Source organism: Vibrio hepatarius (genome assembly GCF_018860525.1).
GTDB lineage: Bacteria > Pseudomonadota > Gammaproteobacteria > Enterobacterales > Vibrionaceae > Vibrio > Vibrio hepatarius_B.
Window position 1 is genome coordinate 68,881 of record NZ_JAHKPM010000032.1, and the last position, 23,776, is coordinate 92,656.

A 23,776-nucleotide genomic window follows, 5' to 3' on the forward strand; every position below is an offset into this window, starting at 1 on the left:
TATAAGTTGGAGCAATTAAATGAAAGCGATAATACTGGCAGGTGGTTTAGGCACTCGCTTAAGTGAAGAGACGTCTCTCAAGCCCAAACCTATGGTTGAAATTGGTGGTAAACCAATACTTTGGCATATTATGAAGCAATATTCCGCGCATGGTATTAATGACTTTATCATATGCTGTGGTTACAAAGGCTATGTAATAAAAGAGTATTTTGCTAATTACTTTTTACATATGTCAGATGTCACCTTTGATATGAAAAATAATGAAATGAAGGTGCACCGCAAGCGTGCTGAACCATGGACTGTTACCTTGGTAGACACTGGTGATAACTCAATGACCGGTGGCCGTTTGGGGCGTGTTTCTGATTATTTAAAAGATGAAGAGGCATTTTGCTTTACCTATGGGGATGGTGTTGGTGATATTGATATTACTAAAACTATTGAGTTCCATAAATCGCATGGTAAAAAAGCGACATTGACGGCAACTTATCCTCCTGGGCGCTTTGGTGCCCTAGATATGCAGTCAGGTCAGGTTATGAGTTTCAAGGAAAAACCCAAAGGAGACGGAGCCATGATTAATGGTGGATTTTTCGTACTGTCGCCACAGGTTCTTGACTACATAAATGGTGATGATTGCGTTTGGGAGCAATATCCTCTAAATCAGTTAGCACTGGATGGAGAGTTGATGGCATATGAGCATCATGGCTTTTGGCAACCTATGGATACGCTGCGTGATAAGGTTTATCTTGATAAGTTATGGCATTCTGGTGAAGCACCTTGGAAAGTTTGGGAGTAACTAATGAACCCTAAGTTTTGGTCAGGAAAGCGCGTGTTTCTTACTGGGCATACTGGTTTTAAAGGAAGTTGGTTATCCTTATGGCTCCAAGAAATGGGAGCTATAGTTAAGGGTTATTCACTTTCTGTACCTACTACCCCAAGCTTGTTTGAAGAAGCCAAGGTTGGTCAAGGAATGATGTCAGAAGAAGGGGATATTCGAGATTTCGCCTGTCTTCGCCAATCAATTCATGACTTTCAACCAGAAATTGTCTTTCATATGGCTGCACAACCATTGGTGCGGTTGTCGTATGATGAACCAATAGACACTTATTCAACAAATGTAATGGGTACTGTCTATCTGCTTGAAGCGATTAAGCAAGTCGGTGGGGTTAAGGCCATTGTGAATGTAACATCTGACAAGTGTTATGAAAATAGAGAATGGGTCTGGGGCTATCGAGAAAATGACCCTATGGGAGGATATGACCCGTACAGTAATAGTAAAGGTTGTGCTGAGCTGGTGGCTTCATCCTATCGCCAATCTTTCTTTAATGCAGATAAATACCAAGACCATGGCTGTGCTTTAGCCTCTGTTCGAGCGGGTAATGTTATTGGAGGAGGAGACTGGGCAGCAGATAGGCTTATTCCCGATTTACTAAAAGCATTTGGTGAAGTGAATGGTGTCGAAATCCGAAACCCCCATGCCACTCGTCCTTGGCAACACGTGTTAGAACCACTTTCAGGCTATCTATTGATTGCAGAAAAGTTATACCTTGATGGCCCGGATTTTGCCGAAGGGTGGAATTTTGGACCGAAAGATGAAGATGCATGGCCAGTTGAAAAAATAGTTAGCCAAGTCGCGCGATTATGGGGCAATGGGGCTCGATGGTCGTTGTGTAAAGACATTCATCCTCATGAAGCGCACTACCTCAAGTTGGATTGCTCAAAGGCGAAGATGCGTTTAAGTTGGACGCCCATTTGGAATTTAGAAACGACCTTAACTAAGATCGTTAACTGGCATAAAGCTTGGCTTAATGATGAAGATGTTAGGTCACATACAATAGATGAAATAAATCAATACATGGCCTCTAGGTTGGGTAATAAGTAATGTCGAAAGAGCAAATAAGAGCTAAGATTGCTGAGCTTGTTGAGCAATATGCTGAACTAGAGTATGCACCAAAAAACTTTGTCGGCGGAGAGAGCGTTGTACCTCCTTCGGGTAAAGTACTTGGCGCAAAAGAACTACAGTTTATGGTGGAAGCGTCTTTAGACGGTTGGTTGACGACTGGTCGATTTAACGATGCTTTTGAAAAGCGTTTAGCTGAGTATTTAGGCGTTCCTTATGTTTTGACAACAACATCAGGATCTTCTGCTAATCTTCTTGCGCTCACCGCGCTTACGTCTCCTAAACTTGGAGAGCGTCAATTAAAACCAGGTGATGAAGTTATTACTGTTGCTGCTGGTTTTCCAACTACTGTCAACCCAACGATTCAAAATGGATTAATTCCCGTATTTGTTGATGTTGATATTCCAACGTACCAAATTAAGCCTGAAATGATAGAGGCAGCTGTTTCTGACAAGACTAAAGCTATCATGGTTGCTCACACACTCGGAAATACCTTTGATCTCAAAGAAGCGCGACGTGTTGCTGATAAATATAATCTATGGCTGATTGAAGATTGTTGTGATGCACTAGGGTCAACTTATGATGGCAAAATGGTCGGAAGCATCGGCGATATCGCGACAGTAAGTTTTTATCCTGCCCATCATATAACTATGGGAGAAGGTGGAGCTGTATTTACTAAACACAGTGAGCTGCGCAAGCTAGTTGAGTCATTTCGTGACTGGGGCCGTGATTGCTATTGTCCACCAGGTTGCGACAATACCTGTGGTAAACGCTTTGATCAGAAGTTGGGTTCATTACCAGAAGGCTATGATCACAAATACACGTATTCCCATTTAGGCTATAACCTAAAGATTACCGATATGCAGGCAGCGTGTGGTCTTGCGCAAATGGATAGAGTTGAAGAGCTAGTTCAAAAACGCAAAGATAACTATTCCTATCTGCTAGAGGGTTTGGCTTCATGCGAGGAATTCATCATCTTGCCAGAGGCCACGCCAAACAGTGACCCTTCATGGTTTGGCTTCCCAATTACTTTACGGGAAGAGGCAGGTATTGAGCGTGTTGGCCTTCTCAAATTCATGGACCAATACCGTATTGGCACACGCCTTCTCTTTGCTGGTAATTTGACTCGGCAGCCGTATTTTGAGGGTGTTAACTATAGAGTCGTTGGCGATCTCACGAATACCGACCTCATTATGAACAATACATTCTGGATTGGTGTTTACCCTGGACTAGGTCAAGAGCATTTAGATTTCATTATTGAAAAGTTTGAAGAGTTCTTTGGTGTTAGTTTCTAAATAAACCTAACGAGTATTGGAAAGCCAATGAGAAATCATTGGCTTCTTTAACATATGAATATATCTGAATTAGACATTGCTGGTTGTTATTTGATTGATTTACCCAAGTTTGAAGATCATAGGGGTGAGTTTATTAAAACATATCACCCAAACCACTTCGAAGGTACGCCACTATCCGATTTTGACCTTCAAGAAGAGTTTTATTCTGTTTCTAATAAAAATGTACTTAGAGGGCTTCACTTCCAAGAACCACCAGCGGCACATAACAAGCTAGTGACATGTGTAGAAGGCGAGGTGATGGATTTTTTTGTTGATATTAGGAGCTCATCACCAACTTATGGCAGGTTGACAAAGGTGCAGCTTAATTCGAATCAGCCCCAGTTACTTTATTTGCCAAAAGGAATTGCTCACGGTTTTTTAACTTGTTCACAGCGAGCCACTCTACTTTATAAAACGGATCATGTTTACGAACCGGAGCTAGATAAGGGTATACACTGGTCAAGTGTGGGGTTGGATATTGACTCTAGCGAATTAGTGATTTCTGAACGTGATCAGGCATTTCCGTTATTAAGCGATTATAAGAGTCCATTCTAGTGAAGATATTAATGACTGGTGGCACAGGTTTTATCGGTAGCCAATTTATTAAGCAATTCCAATCAGACTACGAAATCCATGCTCTTGTTAGGGATGTGAAATCGGGCGTTGGCGATGCGGTGAAAAGTTACGTTTATGATGGTTCTATCGAATCAATTAAGGTCGCTCTTAAAGATGTTGATATTGTACTTCATCTAGCAACCTATTATACCGCAGTCCATCGAGAAGAAGATATTGCACCTTTAATCGATGCAAATATTTGCTTTGGTGCCAATTTACTCGAAGCTATGAAGCAAACTGGCGTTAGACGTATTGTCAATATAGGTACCACGTGGCAAAAGTTTGGTGACCGTGATCATAGCTATGCCAATCTATACGCTGCTACCAAGCAAGCTTTTCAAGAGCTTCTCAGCTATTACAGTGATGCGCATCAGTGGAGTAGTTTAAGTATCCATTTGAATGATACTTATGGCAAAGCTGATCACAGAAAAAAAATCATTCAGTTGCTTATTGAAACAGCCAAAAATGAGTCTTCATTAGATATGAGCCCTGGAAGTCAGCGCTTTGAAACCTGCCATATCAGTGATGTTTTAAGTGCAGTGCAAATCTCACTTGAGCGCGTAATGTCGATGGTAGAGACTCGAAATGAGGAGTTTTCGATTCTAACTGGCGATGATACCTCGCTAAAAGAACTGGTTGGCATAATAGAGAGAGTTTTGGAACAGCCGATTAAGATTAACTGGGGAGCGCGAGCCTATCGTGACAGAGAAGTTATGACCTTACCTGCTCAAACGTATAAAACCCTTCCAGGGTGGTATAAGCAAGTGTCCATTGAAGATGGAATCAAAGAGTTGATTTGATGAAAGATAATATGTTCTTTTTAGGCTCCACTGTTAATCATTTTGAACAATTTAAAGTGGTCAAATCTCATCTAGAGTTCAGCTATGAACCTATCGATATAGATGAATTGAGGGTATCTATCACCATTCCTACTTTTAGAAGGCCTCAGCTTTTGTTGGAGGCCGTGGAGTCTGTCGCTAGACAAAACACCACGGTTAAGTTTGAAGTTGTTATAGTGGATAACGATGATTCTAAAGAGTTTTCTCAGCAAATTGTTGAAGCTTTGAAGTCTTTGTCCTGCAATGTTAGATATTATGTTAATCATGAAAATATCGGTATGTTTGGTAACTGGAATCGTTGTATAGAGCTTGCGAACGCTAAGAAATTAACCATTCTTAATGACGATGACTTGTTGGACGAAAACTGGTTACCTGTTGTTTCTGAGTATGATCAATACAGTTTGGTAAAGCCAAGTAATAGAAGCTTTAATCATGTCAGTGAGATTGTACCTTATCTTGCAGGTAGTAAAATTGCGACCAAGGAATTGGCGCTTGAGGACTGCTTTTGGGGTAACATTAACCCCGGCTCTTTAGGGATGTTACTCGACAAACAAGCATGTCTTTCTTTGGGTGGCTTTAACCCAGATCTTTATCCAACATCAGACTACGACTTTTTGTGTCGATACATCAATAAATATAGTTCGGTAAAAATTACAGCAAATTTATCGCATTATCGCTGGGCTGAAAATGAAAGTATGAAGAAGGCTGTGTTAGAAAAGTTTATTTGCAATGATTTTGATATGAGGGCGGCTTTTTATAATCAGTCTCCGCTTATTTCATTCACTTGCCGTGTTCTTTCTGTTCGGTACTTCGAACGCTTATCGCGTTTAAACAAAGAGTTAGATTTTGGTGTAGTAAAGAAACATGTCAAACTTAGTGATTTGGATTTGAAGTTGATTGCTATTTTTCGTGTTCGTTTTTTTTGGTCAATGCTAAAAGTACTAACGAAAGTATTTCTGTAGAGGAATGTATGAAAGTTTTTGTTATCTCATTGACGTCTTCGATAGATAGAAGAGAGCGGATAGCTCGAATGTTAGAAGAATTGGAAGTTCCGTTCACATTCTTTAATGCTATTGACGGTCGAGAAGGTTTACCAAGCGATTTAGTTGATCGGCCCGATGATTTGCACCGCAGAGTTTTACGTAGCCGACCGTTAACACCTGGAGAAAGAGGCTGCTATGCTAGTCATTATCGACTTTGGCAGAAATGTGTAGAGTTGAACGAACCCATCTTAATTATTGAAGATGATTGTTTACCCACATCACATATGAAGCCTTCTTTGGCCCATTTAAAGCGCATGCATGAAAAGGGTTATGAGTACATTCGTGTTGAGCATCAGAAAGGGAAAGTAACCTTACTTGAAGAGATTGATGGCGGTGTTCAGAGTGTGTTTTGGCATAATAATTTAAGTGGCACAAGAGGTTATAGTTTATCTCCCCGTGGAGCTAAAAAGTTACTGGAGAAAAGCAAACGTTGGATATGTGCAGTGGATAACTATATCGGTGAGTCTTATCGAACGGGTATAAAATGCACCGGTATCATTCCTTATTTGGTGATTGATCGCTGTGATATGGGGACTACGATACAAAATAACGGACCTAAACTTAAACCCCCGATCTATTTCAAAGCGACGAGAGAGTTTTATCGTTTTTATCGCTTCATTCGTTTGTGTTGGTGGAATGCGAAAAAAGTTAGAGTCCGGTAACTTACCTCTTAAATTGTTTCCCTGTAAAGTCACCGATAAGGCTAGCAGGGTTACCTCCAATCACTGAATAGTTAGGAAAGTTTTTTGAAACTGTTGCGCTACTAGCTACGACGGACTCTTTTCCTATGTGTACACCCTTGGTAATCGTTGATCTGGCCCCTATCCACACTTTGTCTTCTATTTTTATCGTTTTATCTGGGTTTAGTATGGCGTTGCTTCTGTCGGTGATTTGGTGCAGATCTGAGTCCATAAATAAAGTGTGCCATGAAACTAAGCATTCTCTACCGAATATAATCTCTTGATTGCAGATAATAGTAGTCTCGCCAGTAAAATTACTTTCGCAACCTACCACTAACTTACCCTCAATATGTAATCGAGACCCAGTCCCAAGTTTAATATGTTCTCCTAGGTGTACTTCACCTCTCTTCCCGACGTTCCAAATCAAACGCGAGTATTTATTATCTGCAATTTGTACTCTACCAAAACCCAGTTTGATTTTTCCCGTTTTGGCTGAATTAGGAATGGTGATCCTGCCCCTAAGCTGCACGAACTTGGTACGGTGATTGATTAAAATAGGAAATTTAATAGCCTGATTGAAAGGAAGGTAGTAGAAGTTAAAAAGTAGAGTTTTAGGTATACAGCGAATATAGTGGTATATCTTGGAAAGCTTCTTAAAACTCATAGTGTATTCTCAAGTATGTAAGATAGGGTCTTTTTCAAAGCGCCACGGTTCTGTTCAACAACTTTGTATGCGGACATACCTTGTTCTGCTTGTTGTGATGGTGATTCGATAAGATCAATAATAGAGTTTGCTAGCTCTATGTCCGAGCGTATGACTTGGCACCCACCGGTAGAGATGAGCTGGTTAGTTATGTCTGTGAAGTTGAAATAGCTTGGACCAGTCAGGGTTGGCTTCCCTAAAGCCGCAGGCTCTAGTAAGTTATGTCCGCCTACCTTATCTCCTATTAAGCTCCCGCCCATAAAGCAAATGTCACTGGCTTCCAGTAAGATAAGCATTTCACCCATAGTATCACCAAGATAGACGATTGTAGCCTGCTCTATGGTCTCACCACTTGTACGAGATACTGTCAAAAACTCTTTTCTACTTAGGATTTCAACAGCTTTAAATCTTTCAGGGTGTCTAGGTACCAAGATTAAAATTGCATTGGCCACAGAATCTAACACTATCCTGTGGGCGGACAAAATAATGCTATCTTCGCCTTCATGTGTACTTGCCGCAATCCAAACAGGACGGTCTAAACCTAGTTTTTGTCTTAACTCCAAACCTTTGATTTTGATTTGTTCTTCAATGTGAATATCAAACTTAATCGACCCTGAAACAGCTAAGCTTTTCTGACGAGCTCCTAATTTAAGAAAGCGTTCCTTGTCATCTTCATGTTGGCAAATGATTAAGTCAATGCTATCGAGCATGTGTTTTACTAATGCTTTGAGTTTTAGGTATCCCTTGAGTGACTTTTCAGATAGACGTGCATTGACAATGCTAATGGATACACCAGCTTTTTTTGCACTTGCCAATGTGTTAGGCCACAGTTCAGTCTCAATAATAAGAAGCTGTTTGGGCTTTACTTTGTTTATGAAGAGTCGGACACAAAAAGAAAAATCGAGAGGCATATATCTATGTTCTGCGATGCCAGATATGACTTCAGCTTGCTTAGCTCCAGTTGATGTGGTGGTCGTTATGATGATTTTATGATCTGGTTTCGAAGTACTTAGCGCTTTAATTAGTGGAATTGCTGCCTGGACTTCACCCACGGATACGGCGTGAATCCATATTACAGGCAGATTATCTGGGTTGTTAATGTTTGGAGTCATGCCAAAGTGTTCTTTCCACCTTTTTCCCACACTTGGCTTACCTTGTTTACTTTTGTACAAACTGGGCAGAAAAAATGGTGTAATCAAAAATAGAACAAGGGTATAAAAAAAACGAATCACTTTAGTAAATCTTCTGGCTTTTTGTGGGTCCACTTTCCTCTGGGTTTATCTATGTACTGGAAATATTCATTGGTAAATGTGCCTTGAATAGCTACATATTTTCGACTTTTCGACTCGACCTCTTGGTCACTAATTGTATCAGTTAACACCATAGGGCCAGTCAAGTGGTAAACACCTTGTGACACTTTTTCTTGTTCTATGTTATCCACTATCTTGTTGATTGTATCGAGGTAAATAGGGTTGTTTGGCGCTGTAGCTAAGAAAAAATTGGTATAGTGGCCATTTTTGTCAAGAGTGAGATACAAAGCGTCATAATCTTGTTGGATGAGGCGTTTCAAGGGCCAGACTAATGTCGCATCTATATCCATATAAATACCACCACAAGCATTGAGAGTAACAAGACGCCACAAGTCAGCTTGAGCTGCGCCATCATTGAGTCTCATATACGCATCATAAACACGTGCTGGGGCATGCTGTTTTACGAACATTTCCCTTTCTTCAGTACTTACATATCGGTATTCAAAGTCCAAGGACATTAATCTGTTAAATAGATAATTTAGATAAACAGGAAGCGTGCATCGAGCCGAGTAATTTGTTTGCCAAATGATTTTGGTCACCTTACAAGGTGATTTAGAAACAATTTTTGCTTTTGATACTGAAGGTATTTTAAAGCGTTTATCAGGAAAGAGCCAGTGAAAAGGGTAAGATAACAGTTTAAAGAAATTACCCAACAAGCGTATTAGTCTTCCTGAAATTAATGCCAACAATTTACTCATAATTAATTTTTCTTCAAACGTTTTGTTATAATTTGGCAGATATGCTCGGTAGAAGGCGTTGTTCCACAAGGAGTCATTACAATATCGTGCCTTTCATAAAGCGGCGTGTATCTAAATGGTACGGTTGCGAAAAATGCGCTCACAGTCGGTGTGTGTGTGGCGATAGCAATATTACGCACACCAGTGTCTGGAGCAACCATGAGTGTCGCTTTGGCTGTGATGTCTACGAGCTCTTCTAATGGCAAACATGATTGAATTTTGAAGTTTTTATATTTGAGTAAATCTTGACAAAAATCTCCTTTCTCAAACTCATTCTTACCCTCCAAATAGACATGAGTGTAATCATGATGTTCATTTATCGCTTGTTCTAACAGTGAATGCATTTGCTCGTATGAGAGAATTTTCCTTGGTTGAGAAGCACCATTGAAGTACAAAATGTATGGGTTGTTTTTTTGTCTGAGTTCTCTGTTGTCTGGAAAAGCAAAATCAAGAGGATGGCTTGGGTTGTGTCCAAGCAGCTTGAGCATATCCAACATACATTCCACTTCTGGTTGAAAGTCAGATCGAAGAACAGCGGTATTATAGAGAGAACCTCTGTAGAACCACTTATATGGGAAGCCCATTTTTATTTTGGCTTTGCTTAATGCCATCATCCAATGTGATCTATTGGTACTGGCTAAATCAAATATGATATCTTGCTCACCAAGCTGTCGAATACTTGCAATCTTTTCTCTAGCAGTCGTTTTTTTCCCTGGTACTTTGCCTGGCATCACATGGACATGATCGACGAGGTCGTCTGGGATGCCATACATATAATTTGAGACAGGTACCAAGGTTATTTCTGCATTGGGAAAAAACTTCCGAGCTTCTACGATAAAAGGCCTAGTGATGACTTGGTCACCAAGAGCCGCATGGCGAATAATAGATATTTTTTTAATATTTTTAGGCTCGAAATCATTCTCTAAGTAATGACGAGCTTTTTTTGAGGCGTAAGCACCGCGCTCAAACCAAAGGTGTTTCATTATTTATTACTCGATAAAACTTTCTAAAGCGGAGATAACTTGCTCTGGCATCAGTTTGTTGAGGCAATCTAAATGCCCGAGTGGACACTCACGTTTAAAGCATGGCCTACAGTTGACGTCAGTATGCACCATCTTGAGCTTATCTGTTAGAGGTGGAGTATATTTTGGTGAGCTGGAACCATAAATTGCAACAATATTGCAGCTTACTGCAGATGACACGTGCATTAGCCCTGAATCATTTGAAACCACAGTATTGCATGCAGAAAGTAGATCGACTGCCTCTATTAAAGAGGTTTTACCAGCTAAATCAAAGCAGCTATCTTGCTCTTTGAGACTCAGTACTGATTTGATTGCTTGGGTTACTTGTTGATCTTTTGTGGAACCAAACAACCAAACGTATTGACCCTTACTAATTATGTATTGTGCTAATTTTGCGTAGTATTTATCGGGCCAGCGTTTGGCTGGGCCAAATTCTGCACCAGGACAAATGCCTATTATAGGTTTGTCATTTCTTAGCTTTAATCTTGATATGGCTTTAGCCTGAGACTCCAGATCGACCGTTAATTTTGGCTTTGGACATGTTGCCAAGAAGACCTCATTAAGCATATTAGCTTTGCTTGACGATAGAGCGACGTACCTCTCAACCATGTATTGGAAAACGTTTTTGTTTGGCCGCAGGTCGGTCAAGAGGCCGTACCGGAATTCACCTTTCCAACCGACTCTATTGGGAATAGAGGCAAACCAAGGAATTAGAGCTGACTTAGCTGAGTTTGGTAGTACGTAAGCGTGGGTGTAGTTTCTGTTTCTTAATTGTTTCGCTACGGTTCTGCGACCCCATATATTTAACTCCCCATGTCCAATAGGCATTTCAATCGCTGTATTAACTTCAGGCATGCGCTCTAGGATCGGCTTACACCAAGCTGGTGCCAGCACATCAATTTCGCAATCTGGATATTTAGCTTTTAGATTAGTATAAAGACTTTGCGACATGACCATGTCGCCTACCCAAGATGGGCCGATAATTAGGACTTTCATGTTAATGCTTAGATGAAGGGCTTAATAGGTTAACTCATTGCTCCATGATACTTCATTATGTACCACTTTGGCAGGATTACCGACAGCAATAACGTGGGCACCTACCGATTTAGTCAATGTTGAGTTTATGCCGATAACGGAATGTTCTCCAACATTGACTCCCTTGAGTATGGTAACGTTATCTGCCAGCCAGACCTTGTTGCTGATATAAATTCCTTTGGCGATATTAATTCGTTGATTATCTCGAATGATATCATGACCATCGCTTGTCATTATTTTGACGTTGCGAGAAAGCATGCATTCATTTCCGATAACTAAGCCAGTATCCGTTTCCCGAGAAGAAAGGTAGCACCCATGGCCAATAATAGTGTTGTCACCGATAGATAGTGTGCAGTTATTCCCATCGAGTTCGATTTCACTATCTCTCAACCTAACATTGGCCCCAATGTGTAATGTGTTGTTTTTTCCTTTAATAATTATCTTACACCCACGCAATCTGGAAGATGAATCTATTGAGATGTTATGCAAGCCTTTGATTTTAAACTTGTTTTTAACTCTTAGAGCAAAGCTAACCATTGTTGACCTCGTTGCATTCTTTGATTTCTTGTTGTGTTACTGCAAAAAGTAAAGCTAGCATAAAACCATAAAAAGTACTGATAAGGTTTTGCTGCAAAGCGACTTCAGTGAGGCAGCATATTGATATGGTGAGAACAAAAAATGTACCCACATAAGCAGCATTAGATTTCCTGCGGTAGTGGAAAAAATATAGAAGAGGGACGATTAACATAAAGCATAGAGCAACGATCCCCAAGACTCCTCCTGAAGCAATCTGCTCAAAATATTGGCTGTGAGCATGACCTCTTTTAACATTTGCAGTCCAATCGTTGATGACGCCCCGTTTATATAATTCTTGATTTAAATCCTCACGCTCAGAGTAGGTAAGTCCAATAACAGGGCTTAATTTTAGTGCTTCTATAGAGGCATCCCAGAGCATTAATCTTCCCCCTGCCGATTCAGAAGATGATATATCTCCACCTAGAATACTGTGAGTCTCTTGGGCGGTAAAACTAACTCTCTCTTGAAAGGCAGGGCTATTGCTATAGATAACGAATAATGTAGATAAACACGCAGTGGTTACAATAAAAACCTTTCTTAATCCGATTTCTTTGTATTCAAAGATAAAATACATACAAAGTGCGATTGGAATGGTAATAATAGCACCTCTTGTTAAAGTCATTAGAGTAGCAGAGGAAGCAAAAGCAAGGCTTAGTATCAAGAGTCCACGATATTTTTTAAGCTTCATCAGCGCTATAGATAAAACCGCTAATGAGCAGGCTAGATAACCAAAGTTTATGCTAAAAAGAAAACCATCAACTCTAGGTCTTCCTTCAATGAAAAACTGGTAGCCGGCGATTAAAAACGCCCCCAAAGAACCCAATATAGTTCCCCAAATCATAGGTAAAAAATATACTTTTTGGGTTGATAAATAATATTTAAAGTACAGATAGATAGGTATGCACAATGCTATGCGAGATGCACCTTTAAAGTACCGAAAGTTCCAGTTCTCAGATATAAATAATGGGAGGTTCGAGACGAAATATACACTTAGGCATATTATGACCAGTATATCTATTTTGTCTAAAAAAATGCGCTTTTGGACTTTAGCAATATTTATTATTGATAATAACAATGCTATCACAACCACGCCGACAGAAAAATTCTTAGTGATAAGCAAAAGACTTAATACTAAAAATATTAGTAAAGCGGAGAGCTCTTCTTTCTTATTTATAGTTTTAAAGAATGCCATTTTTATTCGTATAATGTTCTGTGAGTTTGGAAATATGCGCTTCCATTGAAAATTCATTTAGGGCTCTTTGATGTGCGAGATTGGAGTTTATGTCTCGCAGCGTTGTAGATGTCAAATACTTTTCAAGTTGTTTTGAAATGCTATCTGGGTCTGTCGGTGTGCAAAGCAAGGCGGTTTCCCCTAGCACTTCTGGCAGTGAGCCTGTATTTGCCCCAATAATTGCTTTTTGAGCCGCCATTGCCTCTATAGCGGTTAAACCGAATGCCTCATTATGATTCGGCAAACATACGATATCCATAATTGCTAGCATCCGTGATGTATCCTTTCGATACCCGACCAAATGAACCCTATCTTTGAACTGGAGTTCCTGTATACGAGCTTTAATAGAAGCGACAAAGTTGTTTTCAGAACCTTCAGAGACATCTAGCCCTCCTACTAATAGAAGGTGAAGGTTCGGATATGTATCTGTATCTTGCAAAAGAGAAAAGGCTTCAAGTAATTCGCCTTGCCCCTTCCCTATACAAATTCTGCCAACATTACCAATCACAAGGCTTTCGTTTGGTATGCTGAGTTCTTGTTTGATCTTTGCAACTTCATCTGCTGGAATAGTTGGCGATAAAGAAACATCGGTGCCCAACCAAAGTTGTGAGATTTTTCCAGCATCAAGAGGTAAGGCTTTTAAGTTTCGTCTATAGGTTTCATTGCTGATAGAGAAAACTCTATCAAGGTGAGAATATACCCATTTGTGAAATAGATCTGTCTTTGGCCTTGTTACGCCCATGTGTTCAGTAAAGAATGAACATCGCTTTGTAAGTAAAGTCAATAACGCTGGGATGATGATATCCCCTGATTTGTGACTATGAATTATGGAAATTTGCCGTTTATTTAGCCAATGATTTAATTTGAATAGTTGCTTGATAATAAGAGAAATTTTGCTATCAACCTCAAAGGTATCAATACCATGTTCTTTCATCCCTTTAGCAACCTGAGTTCCCCTTATACACAAGCCGTATACTTTGTATCCGCGTTTTAGAAACTCAGAGCCAACTCGAATTGGGTACATTTCAAGCCCTCCCCAACCATGGGAGAGGCAGATGTGAAGAATAACGGGTTTAGACACAAAGACTCTTTTGTTTAGCTAGCCGATTATTTAACATTATTTGTTAACTATTTGCATATAGTCTGCGACACCTTCTGCAACACCTTTGAATTGGTGTGTGCATCCAGCATGCCTAAGCTTTGCTAGGTCTGCCTGAGTATACTCTTGGTAGGCACCTTTCAGATGTTCAGGAAACGGGATCGTTTCAATATGGCCCTTGCCATGAAATTTGATTACTGCTTTAGCGACCTCTTCAAAAGACTCAGCTTTGCCTGTACCTAGGTTAAAAATGCCAGATACCTTATTGTCCATAAACCATAGGTTGACGTCAGCTACATCACTAATATAAACAAAATCTCGTTTGAACGATTCACTGCCTTCGAATAGTTTTGGATTTTCTCCAGCACTCATCTGGTTGTTGAGATGAAAAGCGACGGATGCCATAGAACCTTTGTGTTGTTCACGGGGGCCATACACATTAAAGTAACGAAAACCCGTTACTTGAGATAGTTTCTCTCCGTGTTTTTCCGCATCTTGCCATATGCGGCGAACATAGTTATCAAACTGCTGCTTTGAGTAGCCGTATACGTTGAGTGCACCCTCATGTTCTTTTTCTTCAATGAATTTATTTGTTTCACCATAGGTGGCTGCAGAAGATGCGTACAGGAAAGGGATGCTTCGTTCTAAGCAGAAATGGAGTAGCTCTTTGGAATATTCATAATTATTGAGCATCATATATTTACCATCCCACTCAGTGGTGGCAGAGCAAGCACCTTCATGGAAAATGGCGTCGATTGGCCCAAAATCATCACCAGCCATGATTTGCGTGAGAAAATCATCGCGATCCATGTAATCAGCGATATCTAGGTCGACAAGATTCTGGAATTTTTTACCGTTTTTTAGGTTATCTACGACCAGAATGTCGTTAATGCCCTTGCTGTTAAGCGCTTTGATGATGTTGCTGCCAATCATACCAGCGCCACCAGTTACGATGATCATAGTGACCTCAGTTGTACTTAAAGAGTATATTTTTTTAATTCTATCACCGTGCTTGTTTATTTGTAACCTGTCTTTCAATCCACTTTCTAGATATACTCCTATTAATTTTGCTAGTCACACCAAGTAAGGAATTATTGAGTGAGTAACATTTTGCCTTTAATCGGTCGTACCGAAGCCTTGTTTACAAAAGACATTGAAAGCCATGAAGCAGAATTATCACGCATTATTTCTGAGTCAAGTTTCCTTGTTCTGGGTGGCGCAGGTTCAATCGGACAAGCGGTCACTAAAGAAATATTTAAACGTAACCCGAGGAAGTTGCATGTTGTTGATATTAGTGAAAATAACATGGTAGAGCTAGTTCGGGATATTCGCAGCTCACTTGGCTATATTAATGGTGATTTTCAAACATTTGCTTTGGACATTGGTTCTCTAGAGTATGATGCCTTTATTAAGGCAGATGGTAAGTTTGATTATGTGTTGAACTTATCAGCACTTAAGCATGTCAGAAGTGAAAAAGATCCTTACACATTGATGCGTATGATTGATGTAAACGTCTTTAATACAGATAAAACCATTCAACAGTCTATTGACTCTGGTGTGAACAAATACTTCTGTGTTTCAACAGACAAAGCGGCAAATCCGGTCAATATGATGGGAGCGTCAAAACGCATTATGGAAATGTTCCTGATGCGTAAAAGTGAGCTAATGGCGATCTCAACGGCGCGTTTTGCAAATGTTGCATTCTCTGATGGTTCTTTGCTACACGGATTTAACCAACGTATCCAAAAGCGTCAGCCTATCGTTGCTCCCAATGACATTAAGCGTTATTTTGTTACTCCTCAAGAATCGGGTGAGCTATGTTTAATGTCTTGTATATTTGGTGAAAATCGCGACATTTTCTTCCCAAAACTGAGTGAGGCTCTACACCTCATTTCGTTTTCAGATATCGCTGTGAAATATCTAGAACAGCTTGGCTTTGAACCTCACTTATGTGAAACAGAAGAAGAGGCTCGCCGACTTGCACATACGCTGCCAGAACAGGGCAAATGGCCATGCTTGTTTACCGCAAGTAATACAACGGGTGAAAAAGACTTCGAAGAGTTTTTTACTGATAAAGAAGAGTTGGATATGTCTCGATTCGAAAATTTAGGCATCATCAAAAATGATCTTCTTTATGAGCAAGCGCTCCTTACTTTGTTTGAAGATAGTATTTTTAAGATGAAAGTTGAGCGAGTTTGGAGTAAAGAACAAATTGTAAAATTGTTCTTTACTATGCTCCCTGACTTCGGGCATAAAGAAATGGGTAAGTACCTAGATAGCAAGATGTAAGTGGAGCATTCAATGAAAGCGACATCGATAGTTGAATTTGTTAGGGATAAATACAAAACTAACGAATTTATTCCCTTACACGTCCCCACATTTGATGGCAACGAAAAAGCCTATGTGATGGAAACGATTGAAAGTACGTTTGTTTCTAGCGTTGGAAAATTTGTAGACGATTTTGAGCGTAAAGTAGAGGCTTATACTGGTGCGAGCAAAGCAGTAGCAACAGTAAATGGTACAGCGGCACTACATGCGGCATTGTATATGGCTGATGTTCAAAGAGGTGACCTAGTCATAACGCAAGCTTTAACCTTTGTTGCAACTTGTAATGCCCTATATCATATGGGTGCTGAGCCTATTTTTGTCGATGTGTCTCCGGTGAGTTTAGGGCTTTGTCCTAAGGCTGTTGATGCATTCTTAGAAGATAATGCTGAAGTTACAGATACTGGATGTATCCACAAAAAAACAGGGAGAAGGATAAAAGCGGTTGTACCAATGCATACCTTTGGTCATCCTGTAGAGCTTGACGAATTGGTTGTTGTTTGCTTGAAATGGAACATCACCTTGGTTGAAGATGCTGCTGAAAGTCTAGGCTCGTTTTATAAGGGCAAGCATACGGGTACTGTAGGTGAACTTGGTGCTGTCAGTTTTAATGGCAATAAAATCATTACTACTGGAGGCGGTGGTATGATTTTATGCAAAACTCAAAAATTAGGTACACGGACTAAGCATATCACTACGACAGCGAAAGTCGCCCATCCCTATGAATTCTTGCATGATGAACCAGGTTTTAACTATCGTATGCCTAACTTAAATGCAGCTTTAGGCTGTGCGCAGATGGAAGTCATCGAACAATATTTGAAACAAAAGAGATTGCTTGCAGAGAGCTACAAGGATTTCTTTAGAGGAACAGACTTCAAATTTGTTACTGAGCCAGAATATGCGCAGTCAAACTACTGGTTAAATGCGGTCATCTGTCCGGATAAAAAAAGTCGCGAAGAGGTGCTTAAATGTACAAATGATTCGGGTGTGATGACTCGACCAATTTGGCAGCTTATGCATAGACTACCGATGTTTAAGGAGGCGATTCGCGGTGAACTAGTTGTTTCTGAATATCTCGAAAAAAGTCTAGTGAATTTACCTAGTAGCCCTATAAGGAATTGAGAGTGAAGGAGCTTATTCTTGTCGGGGGTGGTGGTCATTGCGCTTCCTGTATTGATGTAATTGAATCACAAGGTACCTATAGGATTGTTGGCATATTGGATAATGCAAATAAGGTAGGGACTAGTTTGTCTGGATATCAAATTCTAGATACAGATGATGCTATACATGTTTATGTCGAATTAGGGTATCACTTTCTGATCACTGTAGGTCAAATACATTCTAGTGATACACGTGAGCGTTTATACTCGAAGCTCACAGCATTCAATGCAAAATTGGCAACAGTTATTTCTCCGAGAGCGTATATTGCCCGGACGGCTAAAATTGGTGATGGTGCAATCATAATGCATGATTGTCTTATCAATGCTCGAGCTGTTATTTCGGAAAATTGTATAATTAATACTAAATCCCTAGTTGAACATGATGCAAATATTTCTGCTCATTGCCATATTTCCACTGGCGCTGTGATTAATGGAGGCGCTAGGGTGGAGGAGGGCACATTTGTTGGTAGCAATGCTGTAGTAGTTCAAGGTGCAAATACAAAAAAACAGGACTTTGTTAAGGCCGGTAGCTGTTACTCAGCATGCCATAAGCTAATAGTTCCAATGAAAACAGCGGTATTAACAACAATATTTCCACTGAACGAAGGCTATATCCAAGACTTTTTCAATTCGTTGGTTGCTCAGACAATACAAGGTTTTGATATCATCCTGATAAATGATGGGTTCGGTGATTTAAGTTCTTTAAGACGTCAATACAATGAACTGAACATTATAGAGTTAGAACCAGCAAAAAATTTTGCTAAAAATCGTGAACGTATGTGTCAGTACGCGCTTGATGGACATTATGACGCTGCGATATTCGCTGATATCGATGACTATTTCTCTGATAATCGAATTGAACAATCACTACAGCTACTTGGAGATTACGATATTGTAGTCAATGATATGACGACGTTCTGTGACTCTGGGGTGATAGCAACTCAGATCCTATCGTCTAGAATATTAGATGGTCAAGAGATACCTATAGACTTCATTCGTGATAAGAATTTTTTTGGGTTGACAAATACAGCCATTCGTCTCACTGATGTTACCAAGGATAGTATGTGCTTTTCAAATGATCTGGTGGCTGTTGATTGGTATCTCTTTTCATTACTGCTGTATCAATCAAAGCGCGCTGTATTTACCAATAAAGCAATCACTTATTATAGACAACATCAAGCTAATACAGTTGGTATTGGGCATATGACTTTAGAGAGACTTAAACAAACTTTGAAGGTACGAGAGACTCACTATCGGCATATGCTACTTATTAGCGAGACCTATCAAGTGGAACTAAACGCGAACAATGAGTTGGTAGAGCAACTTAAAGATTCCACCGATAGCGCTAGTATACTAGGAATGAACCAAACAAATAGCGGCACACTACTGTGGTGGGAAGTCATTGCTAAAAAGGTTAAAAAATGAATCTAACAGAAAATAAAAGCGTATTTAATTTTTGTAAGCCATATATTATTGCTGAACTTGGTTCAAATCATAACGGAAATATGGATCTTGCTAAGAAGCTAATTGTACAAGCAAAAGAGGCAGGTGCCGATTGTGTTAAGTTTCAGAGTTGGTCAAAAGATAGTATTTTTGCTAGGAAAAAGTATGACGATAATTATTTTGTCGCTGATGATTATCGAGACCGAACTGATTACACGTTAGAAGATATCGTTGAAGAATACTCTATTTCAGAACAAGAGTTGCTTGATATGAAATCCTTTGCTTATGAGGTTGGGGTTGACTGTACATCGACACCTTTTAGTAAACGAGAAGCTGACTTTCTTGTTGATGAGATGAACACTCCGTTTATCAAGGTAGCTTCAATGGATCTCAATAACTATCCATTTCTTGAGTACTTGGCGAGAAAAGGAAAGCCGATGGTAATTTCTACTGGGCTTAGTGAAATGTATGAGATCGACAGAGCGATAAAGTGCATAGAGATGGCAGGCAACAAAGATATTCTAATTTTGCACTGTGTGGCAACTTATCCTCCGGTTGATAGCGATGTAAATCTTAATAACATTAAAACTCTAATGAATGCGTATCCTGAGTATTGCGTAGGTTTCTCAGATCACACAATTGGTATTGAAATTCCACTTGCTTCTGTCGCAATGGGAGTTTGTTTAATTGAGAAACACTTTACCTTGGATAAAAAAATGGAAGGGTGGGATCACAAAGTTTCCGCAAATAAAGATGAACTAGCTGCTATTGTAAGAGGTGCAAAACGAATCAATGAGGCACTAGGTACCTACCGTATTTCTGCACCTGAATCCGATGAAAAAAAGGAAGAGTTTCGCCGAAGCATTGTTTTAACACGAGCTTTGAAGACTGGAGACGTTATTCTTGATTCTGATTTGGACTATAAGCGTCCGGGTACTGGACTGAAACCAGAGATGACAGAGTATGTAGTAGGAATGACTGTTAATAAGGATTTAGCTTACGATCACATTTTAACGCAAGAAGATCTTGTTAAATGATTGCGATAGTACCTGCTCGTGGTGGCTCCAAAGGCTTAAAGGATAAGAACATCAAACCTTTATGTGGAAGACCTTTGATAGAATATACAATAGAGGCTGCGTTGGAGTCAGATTCGATCTCTGAAGTAATTATATCAACGGATTGTCAGAAAATTTTTGACACCGCAGTTAAGCGCGGGGCGACTGGTCACTTTCTCCGGCCTTCAGAATTAGCTAGAGATGAGTCTCTAGCTATAGATAATTATATATATACCATTGACCGGTTGGAAAAAGAGTATGGGTATAAAATAGACGCCTTTACAGTGCTTCAACCGACTTCTCCGCTACGTACAGCGAAAGATATCGATAACGCCGTTACTTTGTTTAAAAATAAAAAAGCTGACTCTGTGATCTCATATTGTGAGGAGCACCATCCAATCTCATGGCACAAATATATCGATACTGATGGAAAGTTAGAGAGTATTTTCTTGGATGAAACTCTTAACAACCGCCAAGATTATCGTCCTTCATTTTTCCCAAATGGTGCCGTTTATGTTTTCAAAGCAGGGTTGATTCGTAGTGGTAAATATCACAATAACAAGACTTTTCCATATATTATGCCTAGGGAACGATCTGTTGACATAGATACTCAAGACGATTTTGATTATGCAAATTTTTTACTGAGTAAGAGAGCTTGAAGAGGTTTGCCTTCTTCCTACCCAGTAAATAGGCATTGCATTAGAATATTAAGAGCGGTAGGTTTACTATTTTGATGAGATTAGCCAATTGAGTGATTACAATCCAAGTTCTAATTTATGATAAGAGCCATCCTAATTGGTGTTATAAAGAATTTTTGGAAACAACATTTTGAAAATTAAGAAGAGATCATGTTGCAGTTTCGATTTCTAAATCAATTTTGACATAAAGTTATATAAAAATGCGAGCAGGATTTATTGGATGTGTGGACTCTAGCCGAGCAGCACTGCAAACTTTATTAGGTGTGGAAGGACTGACCATTGCCACTGTTGTCACTAAAGAGAAGTCAACAGTTAACTCTGATTTTTGTGACATAAAATACATCTGTGAAGTAAATAATATACCTTATCAGATTGAGCTCCCGAATGCGCAAGAGGAAACTGCTGATTTTTTAGCAGGATTCGATCTCGATATTGTTTTTTGTATTGGGTGGAGTTACTTACTAAGCAAACGTGTGCTTGATGTACCTAAAATGGGTGTGATTGGTTACCATCCAGCTCAACTGCCAAGCAATCGGGGAAGACACCCAATTATTTGGGCTTTAGTATTAGGCTTAGAGGAGACGGCATCTACATTTTTCTTAATGGATGAAGGTGCTGACTCAGGACCAATAATTAGTCAGGTCCCAATACCTATTGAGGTTAGAGATAACGCAACGAGTCTATATAAAAAAATTTTAGATTCATCGCAAATTCAATTGGGTAAATTGGCTTCTGACTTAGTTTCTGGAACTATTAGTTACTCAGAGCAAGATCATTCTCAAGCAACTTACTGGCGGAAAAGAAGTCGTAGAGATGGTGTTATTGACTTTCGAATGAGCGCTGAATCCATTCATAATTTAGTTAGAGCATTAGCTCCACCTTATCCTGGTGCTGAGATGAAGTACAATGACCAATGCATTACTGTACAAAGAAGTGTTTTATCTTTCGAGGAATTCCCCAGAGATATAGAGCCTGGAAAAGTATTATCAAAACAGGGGAATGGCTTGTTAATTAAAACGTCAGGTACTGGCGCAATATGGCTTTATACCCCAAACGAAAATCAGTTAGAAGTTGGTGAACATATATGAAGACGGTGCTCATTGTAGCTCCACATGCTGACGACGAAACCTTGGGCTGCGGTGGAAGTATTTTGAAATTCATCGATCAAGGCTACATCGTGCATTGGCTTTTAGTTACTGGAATGACGGATAAAGCTGGTTTTACAGCGCAGCAAATTCGAGCTAGAAAGCTTGAGATAGAAAAAGTGTCGAAGGCATATGGTTTTAGTCAAACCCACCAGCTTGAATTTCCACCAGCTCAGTTGGAAACGCGCCCTAAAGGGGAAGTGATTGGCTCAATTAGTCAAGTTATCAACCGACTGGAACCAGAGTTAGTGTTTACAGTATATCGAAATGATGCCCATAGTGACCATGAAATTGTTTACGATGCGGTAATGTCTGCAACCAAATCATTTCGTTATCCTTTTGTAAAGAAAGTCCTCGCTTATGAAACGCTATCAGAGACTGATTTTGGTTTGAAACCTGAAGATGGTGGGTTCAAACCTAACGTGTTCATTGATATTACTGATTATTTGGAAGAAAAGCTTGATATCTTGGCTATGTTTGAATCAGAAGTCCATGACTTTCCCTTTCCTCGTTCTAGGGTTGCACTAGAGGCTTTGGCGAGAGTGCGAGGTGTACAATGCAACTCAGAAGCTGCAGAGTCATTTATGTTGATTAAGGAAATACTTTGAGCCCTAGGCAGCATAGATAAAACAAGAAAGCTAGAAAATAACATCAGAAGTTAGAGAGTACCAATTCAGTGAATCAATTATGTCCCAGTTGGATGCAAATGGTCTAGCGGTGAAGTTATTGTGTCATGAACGATAGACACAAGGAGGTATATTAACGATGAAGCATACGTTTTTATTAAAGGTTGAAAGCAAGCTAAATGAAGCCATAGAAGCATTAGATCGTGGTGGTATTGGATTGCTAGCTTTTATTGATAGACAAGGTGCTTTGATTGGCATTGTTACTGATGGTGATATACGTCGTGCAATCTTAAGACAAACAGATGATCTGCATGAGATTATCAATAGAGAGCCGTTGACTATGAGTTATCATGCGGTCAAGAGTGATGTTGTCGCAAATCTAAGGAATGCTCATCGGCGTCACATGCCTTTGATTGATGATAAAGGGAATCTGAAGTCAATCTTTTCCTTAGACGAAATTGAGTTTGTTTCAAAGGATAATACAGTCGTTATCATGGCCGGTGGTTTAGGGACCCGTTTAGGAAATCTGACTAAACACACTCCAAAACCAATGTTGCATGTAGGCGGTAAGCCAATGCTGCAACGTATTGTGGAGCAGTTTAGAGAGCAGGGGTTTCACCGCTTTATCTTTTGCCTAAACTATAAACGAGACGTTATTGTTGATTACTTTGGTGGTGGAAAAAACTTTGGAGTGACGATTGATTACGTCGTAGAAAAACAGCGTTTAGGAACCGCGGGTGCTTTAAGCCTTATAGATAAAAACCTAGAAGAACCTTTTTTGGTGATTAATGGTGATGTACTGACAGATGTCGATTTTGAAGAGATCCTTCAATATCATATAGATAGAAAAACACTAGCAACAATGTGTGTTAAGAGATTCGAATATAATATACCTTATGGCGTCATAAAAACTGATAATAAGAAAACAATTCAGCGGATTGAGGAAAAACCAACCTACTCGTTTGACGTGAATGCAGGCATATATATTTTTTCCCCTTCTATTCTATCTCACGTACCCAGAGATACATTTTATGATATGCCTACACTTTTTAATAGTTTAATTGATAAAAGTCTTAACCCTTCTATTTTTCATGTTGATAAATATTGGTTAGATATTGGTCATAAAGAGGATTATAGACAAGCTAATCTCGATATAGATGATTTGGTGTAAGTTTTGGGGACTAATAATCTGAACATGTGAAG

Annotated in this window: 24 protein-coding genes; 15 read left to right on the forward strand and 9 right to left on the reverse strand. The window is 39.6% G+C overall.

Features of this window, described 5'->3' with window-relative positions:
* Nucleotides 1–19: 19 nt before the first annotated feature.
* The 7 genes from rfbF to KO511_RS09070 are packed head-to-tail and all read left to right on the forward strand — an operon-like array spanning nt 20 to nt 6,390.
* Nucleotides 20–793 carry a glucose-1-phosphate cytidylyltransferase gene (rfbF, locus tag KO511_RS09040; RefSeq protein ID WP_215987117.1) on the forward strand — a complete coding sequence of 258 codons (774 nt, stop codon included), beginning with the start codon at nt 20–22 and terminating at the stop codon, nt 791–793.
* A gap of 3 nt (nt 794–796) precedes the next feature.
* Nucleotides 797–1,879 (forward strand): CDP-glucose 4,6-dehydratase, encoded by a 1,083-nt coding sequence (gene rfbG / locus KO511_RS09045; RefSeq protein ID WP_215987118.1) that lies wholly within the window; start codon nt 797–799, stop codon nt 1,877–1,879.
* A complete protein-coding gene (gene rfbH / locus KO511_RS09050) occupies nt 1,879–3,192 on the forward strand; it encodes a lipopolysaccharide biosynthesis protein RfbH (protein WP_215987119.1) in 1,314 nt (437 codons plus the stop codon). Before rfbG ends, rfbH begins: the two co-directional genes overlap by 1 nt.
* Nucleotides 3,193–3,246: 54 nt before the next feature.
* Nucleotides 3,247–3,786 carry a dTDP-4-dehydrorhamnose 3,5-epimerase family protein gene (locus tag KO511_RS09055; RefSeq protein WP_215987120.1) on the forward strand — a complete coding sequence of 180 codons (540 nt, stop codon included), beginning with the start codon at nt 3,247–3,249 and terminating at the stop codon, nt 3,784–3,786.
* Complete coding sequence (locus KO511_RS09060) at nt 3,786–4,646, forward strand: NAD-dependent epimerase/dehydratase family protein (RefSeq protein WP_215987121.1); 861 nt, start codon at nt 3,786–3,788, stop codon at nt 4,644–4,646. Before KO511_RS09055 ends, KO511_RS09060 begins: the two co-directional genes overlap by 1 nt.
* Nucleotides 4,646–5,647 (forward strand): glycosyltransferase family 2 protein, encoded by a 1,002-nt coding sequence (locus tag KO511_RS09065; protein ID WP_215987122.1) that lies wholly within the window; start codon nt 4,646–4,648, stop codon nt 5,645–5,647. Before KO511_RS09060 ends, KO511_RS09065 begins: the two co-directional genes overlap by 1 nt.
* Before the next feature lie 8 nt (nt 5,648–5,655).
* Nucleotides 5,656–6,390, forward strand: a complete 735-nt coding sequence (locus KO511_RS09070; protein WP_215987123.1) for a glycosyltransferase family 25 protein — start codon at nt 5,656–5,658, stop codon at nt 6,388–6,390.
* Between the two features lies 1 nt (nt 6,391).
* Here KO511_RS09070 and KO511_RS09075 read toward each other — a convergent pair whose 3' ends face one another.
* Genes KO511_RS09075 through rfaD form a run of 9 tightly spaced genes read right to left on the reverse strand, consistent with a single transcriptional unit; the run spans nt 6,392 to nt 15,081 of the window.
* The gene (locus KO511_RS09075) at nt 6,392–7,072 is read right to left on the reverse strand and encodes an acyltransferase (RefSeq protein WP_215987124.1); all 681 of its coding nucleotides are present in this window, start codon (nt 7,070–7,072) and stop codon (nt 6,392–6,394) included.
* Nucleotides 7,069–8,343, reverse strand: a complete 1,275-nt coding sequence (waaA, locus tag KO511_RS09080) for a lipid IV(A) 3-deoxy-D-manno-octulosonic acid transferase (RefSeq protein ID WP_215987125.1) — start codon at nt 8,341–8,343, stop codon at nt 7,069–7,071. Before waaA ends, KO511_RS09075 begins: the two co-directional genes overlap by 4 nt.
* The gene (locus KO511_RS09085) at nt 8,340–9,119 is read right to left on the reverse strand and encodes a glycosyltransferase family 32 protein (RefSeq protein WP_215987126.1); all 780 of its coding nucleotides are present in this window, start codon (nt 9,117–9,119) and stop codon (nt 8,340–8,342) included. Before KO511_RS09085 ends, waaA begins: the two co-directional genes overlap by 4 nt.
* Before the next feature lie 2 nt (nt 9,120–9,121).
* Nucleotides 9,122–10,141: a glycosyltransferase family 9 protein gene (locus KO511_RS09090; RefSeq protein ID WP_215987127.1), complete on the reverse strand. Its 1,020-nt coding sequence runs from the start codon at nt 10,139–10,141 to the stop codon at nt 9,122–9,124.
* A gap of 6 nt (nt 10,142–10,147) precedes the next feature.
* Nucleotides 10,148–11,176, reverse strand: coding sequence for a lipopolysaccharide heptosyltransferase II (waaF, locus tag KO511_RS09095; RefSeq protein WP_215987128.1), 1,029 nt, complete (start codon nt 11,174–11,176; stop codon nt 10,148–10,150).
* Between the two features lie 21 nt (nt 11,177–11,197).
* The gene (locus tag KO511_RS09100; RefSeq protein WP_215987129.1) at nt 11,198–11,752 is read right to left on the reverse strand and encodes an acyltransferase; all 555 of its coding nucleotides are present in this window, start codon (nt 11,750–11,752) and stop codon (nt 11,198–11,200) included.
* On the reverse strand, nt 11,745–13,040 hold the full coding sequence (locus KO511_RS09105) for an O-antigen ligase family protein (protein ID WP_215987130.1): 1,296 nt from the start codon (nt 13,038–13,040) through the stop codon (nt 11,745–11,747). Before KO511_RS09105 ends, KO511_RS09100 begins: the two co-directional genes overlap by 8 nt.
* Nucleotides 12,970–14,103 (reverse strand): glycosyltransferase family 4 protein, encoded by a 1,134-nt coding sequence (locus tag KO511_RS22525; protein ID WP_354668155.1) that lies wholly within the window; start codon nt 14,101–14,103, stop codon nt 12,970–12,972. The genes KO511_RS09105 and KO511_RS22525 overlap by 71 nt, the downstream gene beginning before the upstream one ends.
* Nucleotides 14,104–14,139: 36 nt before the next feature.
* Nucleotides 14,140–15,081 carry an ADP-glyceromanno-heptose 6-epimerase gene (gene rfaD / locus KO511_RS09115; protein ID WP_215987131.1) on the reverse strand — a complete coding sequence of 314 codons (942 nt, stop codon included), beginning with the start codon at nt 15,079–15,081 and terminating at the stop codon, nt 14,140–14,142.
* A gap of 138 nt (nt 15,082–15,219) precedes the next feature.
* Here rfaD and KO511_RS09120 point away from each other — a divergent pair, with 138 nt between their 5' ends.
* From KO511_RS09120 to KO511_RS09155, 8 genes are all read left to right on the forward strand, one after another.
* The gene (locus tag KO511_RS09120) at nt 15,220–16,410 is read left to right on the forward strand and encodes a UDP-N-acetylglucosamine 4,6-dehydratase (protein ID WP_215987132.1); all 1,191 of its coding nucleotides are present in this window, start codon (nt 15,220–15,222) and stop codon (nt 16,408–16,410) included.
* 12 nt (nt 16,411–16,422) lie between these two features.
* Nucleotides 16,423–17,568, forward strand: coding sequence for a LegC family aminotransferase (locus KO511_RS09125; RefSeq protein ID WP_215987133.1), 1,146 nt, complete (start codon nt 16,423–16,425; stop codon nt 17,566–17,568).
* A gap of 2 nt (nt 17,569–17,570) precedes the next feature.
* Entirely contained in the window at nt 17,571–19,031 is a 1,461-nt protein-coding gene (locus tag KO511_RS09130; RefSeq protein ID WP_215987134.1) for a NeuD/PglB/VioB family sugar acetyltransferase, read from the forward strand.
* Entirely contained in the window at nt 19,028–20,086 is a 1,059-nt protein-coding gene (locus KO511_RS09135; RefSeq protein ID WP_215987135.1) for an N-acetylneuraminate synthase family protein, read from the forward strand. Before KO511_RS09130 ends, KO511_RS09135 begins: the two co-directional genes overlap by 4 nt.
* Entirely contained in the window at nt 20,083–20,763 is a 681-nt protein-coding gene (locus tag KO511_RS09140; RefSeq protein WP_215987136.1) for a cytidylyltransferase domain-containing protein, read from the forward strand. The genes KO511_RS09135 and KO511_RS09140 overlap by 4 nt, the downstream gene beginning before the upstream one ends.
* Before the next feature lie 239 nt (nt 20,764–21,002).
* On the forward strand, nt 21,003–21,890 hold the full coding sequence (locus tag KO511_RS09145) for a methionyl-tRNA formyltransferase (RefSeq protein ID WP_215987137.1): 888 nt from the start codon (nt 21,003–21,005) through the stop codon (nt 21,888–21,890).
* Nucleotides 21,887–22,555, forward strand: a complete 669-nt coding sequence (locus tag KO511_RS09150) for a PIG-L deacetylase family protein (protein ID WP_215987138.1) — start codon at nt 21,887–21,889, stop codon at nt 22,553–22,555. The genes KO511_RS09145 and KO511_RS09150 overlap by 4 nt, the downstream gene beginning before the upstream one ends.
* A 157-nt stretch (nt 22,556–22,712) precedes the next feature.
* Nucleotides 22,713–23,744: a nucleotidyltransferase family protein gene (locus KO511_RS09155; RefSeq protein WP_215987139.1), complete on the forward strand. Its 1,032-nt coding sequence runs from the start codon at nt 22,713–22,715 to the stop codon at nt 23,742–23,744.
* Nucleotides 23,745–23,776: the final 32 nt, after the last annotated feature.

Coding starts and splice junctions, on each gene's coding strand:
- KO511_RS09150 (WP_215987138.1), top strand. CDS start 21,887: ATGAAGACGGTGCTCATTGTAGCTCCACATGCTGACGACGAAACCTTG.
- KO511_RS09085 (WP_215987126.1), bottom strand. CDS start 9,119: ATGAGTAAATTGTTGGCATTAATTTCAGGAAGACTAATACGCTTGTTG.
- waaF (WP_215987128.1), bottom strand. CDS start 11,176: ATGAAAGTCCTAATTATCGGCCCATCTTGGGTAGGCGACATGGTCATG.
- KO511_RS09145 (WP_215987137.1), top strand. CDS start 21,003: ATGCGAGCAGGATTTATTGGATGTGTGGACTCTAGCCGAGCAGCACTG.
- KO511_RS09075 (WP_215987124.1), bottom strand. CDS start 7,072: ATGAGTTTTAAGAAGCTTTCCAAGATATACCACTATATTCGCTGTATA.
- KO511_RS09125 (WP_215987133.1), top strand. CDS start 16,423: ATGAAAGCGACATCGATAGTTGAATTTGTTAGGGATAAATACAAAACT.
- KO511_RS09090 (WP_215987127.1), bottom strand. CDS start 10,141: ATGAAACACCTTTGGTTTGAGCGCGGTGCTTACGCCTCAAAAAAAGCT.
- KO511_RS09070 (WP_215987123.1), top strand. CDS start 5,656: ATGAAAGTTTTTGTTATCTCATTGACGTCTTCGATAGATAGAAGAGAG.
- KO511_RS09055 (WP_215987120.1), top strand. CDS start 3,247: ATGAATATATCTGAATTAGACATTGCTGGTTGTTATTTGATTGATTTA.
- KO511_RS09100 (WP_215987129.1), bottom strand. CDS start 11,752: ATGGTTAGCTTTGCTCTAAGAGTTAAAAACAAGTTTAAAATCAAAGGC.
- KO511_RS09135 (WP_215987135.1), top strand. CDS start 19,028: ATGAATCTAACAGAAAATAAAAGCGTATTTAATTTTTGTAAGCCATAT.
- KO511_RS09105 (WP_215987130.1), bottom strand. CDS start 13,040: ATGAATTTTCAATGGAAGCGCATATTTCCAAACTCACAGAACATTATA.
- rfaD (WP_215987131.1), bottom strand. CDS start 15,081: ATGATCATCGTAACTGGTGGCGCTGGTATGATTGGCAGCAACATCATC.
- KO511_RS09140 (WP_215987136.1), top strand. CDS start 20,083: ATGATTGCGATAGTACCTGCTCGTGGTGGCTCCAAAGGCTTAAAGGAT.
- KO511_RS09065 (WP_215987122.1), top strand. CDS start 4,646: ATGAAAGATAATATGTTCTTTTTAGGCTCCACTGTTAATCATTTTGAA.
- KO511_RS09155 (WP_215987139.1), top strand. CDS start 22,713: ATGAAGCATACGTTTTTATTAAAGGTTGAAAGCAAGCTAAATGAAGCC.
- rfbF (WP_215987117.1), top strand. CDS start 20: ATGAAAGCGATAATACTGGCAGGTGGTTTAGGCACTCGCTTAAGTGAA.
- rfbG (WP_215987118.1), top strand. CDS start 797: ATGAACCCTAAGTTTTGGTCAGGAAAGCGCGTGTTTCTTACTGGGCAT.
- rfbH (WP_215987119.1), top strand. CDS start 1,879: ATGTCGAAAGAGCAAATAAGAGCTAAGATTGCTGAGCTTGTTGAGCAA.